The organism is Aquamicrobium sp. YD-1-mutant5 (genome assembly GCF_059509755.1).
Window position 1 is genome coordinate 2,501 of sequence record NZ_JCAKKP010000038.1, and the last position, 3,170, is coordinate 5,670.

Genomic DNA, 3,170 nt, shown 5'->3' on the forward strand with positions numbered 1-3,170 from the left:
CTGATGAGCATTGGCAATGAGAACGATCAAGTGTCTTAAGGGCAATTGGTGGATGCCTTGGCATGCACAGGCGATGAAGGACGTGATACGCTGCGATAAGCTACGGGGAGGTGCGAATACCCTTTGATCCGTAGATTTCCGAATGGGGAAACCCACCTAAGGTACTTGGAAAATCAGAGCAGCAGGGCAACTTGCTGCTGTGGTTTCCAAGTATCGATATTAGGTAACTTACCCTGAATACATAGGGGTAAAGTGGCGAACGCGGGGAACTGAAACATCTAAGTACCCGTAGGAAAGGACATCAACCGAGACTCCGCTAGTAGTGGCGAGCGAACGCGGACCAGGCCAGTGGCTTATGTGAGACAAGCAGAACCTTCTGGAAAGGAGGGCCGTAGTGGGTGACAGCCCCGTATGCGTAATGCGAACATAAGTCCTTGAGTAGGGCGGGACACGTGAAATCCTGTCTGAACATGGGGAGACCACTCTCCAAGCCTAAGTACTCGTGCATGACCGATAGCGAACTAGTACCGTGAGGGAAAGGTGAAAAGCACCCCGACAAGGGGAGTGAAAGAGTACCTGAAACCGATTGCCTACAAACAGTAGGAGCCCAAGGTTCGTCCTGGGTGACTACGTACCTTTTGTATAATGGGTCAGCGACTTAGTGTGACGAGCAAGCTTAAGCCGGTAGGTGTAGGCGCAGCGAAAGCGAGTCTGAACAGGGCGTTCAGTTCGTCGCATTAGACCCGAAACCGAGTGATCTAGCCATGAGCAGGTTGAAGGTACAGTAACATGTACTGGAGGACCGAACCCGTAACTGTTGCAATAGTTTGGGATGACTTGTGGCTAGGGGTGAAAGGCCAATCAAACTCGGAAATAGCTGGTTCTCCGCGAAATCTATTTAGGTAGAGCGTCGACCGAATACCCCCGGGGGTAGAGCACTGGATGGGCTATGGGGACTCACCGTCTTACTGATCCTAACCAAACTCCGAATACCGGGGAGTACTAGTCGGCAGACACACGGCGGGTGCTAACGTCCGTCGTGGAAAGGGAAACAACCCTGACCTACAGCTAAGGTCCCCAAGTCATGGCTAAGTGGGAAAGGATGTGAGGATCCCAAAACAACCAGGATGTTGGCTTAGAAGCAGCCATCATTTAAAGAAAGCGTAACAGCTCACTGGTCTAAATAAGGGTCTTTGCGCCGAAAATGTAACGGGGCTAAAGCCATGCACCGAAGCTTAGGGTTCGTCGTAAGACGAGCGGTAGCGGAGCGTTCTGTAAGCTGATGAAGCCGTACCCGTGAGGGGCGGTGGAGGTATCAGAAGTGCGAATGCTGACATGAGTAACGTAAGGGGTGTGAGAGACATCCCCGCCGAAAGTCCAAGGGTTCCTGCTTAAAGTTAATCTGAGCAGGGTTAGCCGGCCCCTAAGGCGAGGCCGAAAGGCGTAGTCGATGGGAATCACGTTAATATTCGTGAGCCTGGAGGTAGTGACGGATCGCGTGTATTGTCAGGTCTTATTGGATTGATCTGGCAGTGAAGCGGTCCCGGGAAATAGCTCCTCCTTATAGCCCGTACCCGAAACCGACACTGGTGGACTGGTAGAGTATACCAAGGCGCTTGAGAGAACTATGCTGAAGGAACTCGGCAAATTGCACGCGTAACTTCGGAAGAAGCGTGACCCTTGTTTACGCAAGTAGATGAGGGTGGCACAGACCAGGGGGTAGCGACTGTTTATCAAAAACACAGGGCTCTGCGAAGCCGCAAGGCGACGTATAGGGTCTGACGCCTGCCCGGTGCTGGAAGGTTAAGAGGAGAGGTGCAAGCTTTGAATCGAAGCCCCAGTAAACGGCGGCCGTAACTATAACGGTCCTAAGGTAGCGAAATTCCTTGTCGGGTAAGTTCCGACCTGCACGAATGGCGTAACGACTTCCCCGCTGTCTCCAGCATAGACTCAGTGAAATTGAATTCCCCGTGAAGATGCGGGGTTCCTGCGGTTAGACGGAAAGACCCCGTGCACCTTTACTATAGCTTTACATTGGCATTCGTAGTGACATGTGTAGGATAGGTGGTAGGCTTTGAAGCCAGGGCGCCAGCCTTGGTGGAGCCACCCTTGAAATACCACCCTTATTACTATGGATGTCTAACCGCGACCCGTTATCCGGGCCCGGGACAATGTATGGTGGGTAGTTTGACTGGGGCGGTCGCCTCCTAAAGAGTAACGGAGGCGCGCGATGGTGGGCTCAGACCGGTCGGAAATCGGTCGTCGAGTGCAATGGCATAAGCCTGCCTGACTGCGAGACTGACAAGTCGAGCAGAGACGAAAGTCGGTCATAGTGATCCGGTGGTCCCGTGTGGAAGGGCCATCGCTCAACGGATAAAAGGTACGCCGGGGATAACAGGCTGATGACCCCCAAGAGTCCATATCGACGGGGTTGTTTGGCACCTCGATGTCGACTCATCGCATCCTGGGGCTGGAGCAGGTCCCAAGGGTATGGCTGTTCGCCATTTAAAGCGGTACGTGAGTTGGGTTCAGAACGTCGTGAGACAGTTCGGTCCCTATCTGCCGTGGGTGTAGGAATATTGACAGGATCTGTCCCTAGTACGAGAGGACCGGGATGGACGTATCTCTGGTGGACCTGTTGTGGCGCCAGCCGCATAGCAGGGTAGCTATATACGGACGGGATAACCGCTGAAGGCATCTAAGCGGGAAACCCACCTGGAAACGAGTATTCCCTGAGAACCGTGGAAGACGACCACGTTGATAGGCCGGGTGTGGAAGAGCGGCAACGCTTGAAGCTTACCGGTACTAATAGTTCGATAGGCTTGATCGTTCTCATTCCTTATGTTCATCGCTAAAGCGATGTCTGTTATCGCTCACGCTGAGCGCCCTGAAGGGCGCAAGCTGCGCGGGCGCGGCGCATAAGCGCCGACGGTCGGTCGACCTTGCAGCCTCACGGCTGAAGAGGCGACCAAACAGACACGCAAAACATCAGCACAAAACAGCTTCTCAATTAACATGCGCTTTGCCGACCTGGTGGTCATGGCGGGGCGGCTGCACCCGTTCCCATTCCGAACACGGCCGTGAAACGCCCCAGCGCCGATGGTACTTCGTCTAAAGACGCGGGAGAGTAGGTCGCTGCCAGGTCTGCAAAACGCATGAAAATCTTCTCT

Annotated in this window: 2 rRNA genes; both read left to right on the plus strand. The window is 53.8% G+C overall.

Annotated features, from left to right (window positions below):
- Nucleotides 1-24: 24 nt before the first annotated feature.
- Nucleotides 25-2,830, plus strand: a 23S ribosomal RNA gene (locus tag AC5XE7_RS20630).
- Nucleotides 2,831-3,029: 199 nt separating this feature from the next.
- Nucleotides 3,030-3,144, plus strand: a 5S ribosomal RNA gene (gene rrf, locus AC5XE7_RS20635).
- The last annotated feature ends 26 nt before the right edge of the window (nucleotides 3,145-3,170 follow it).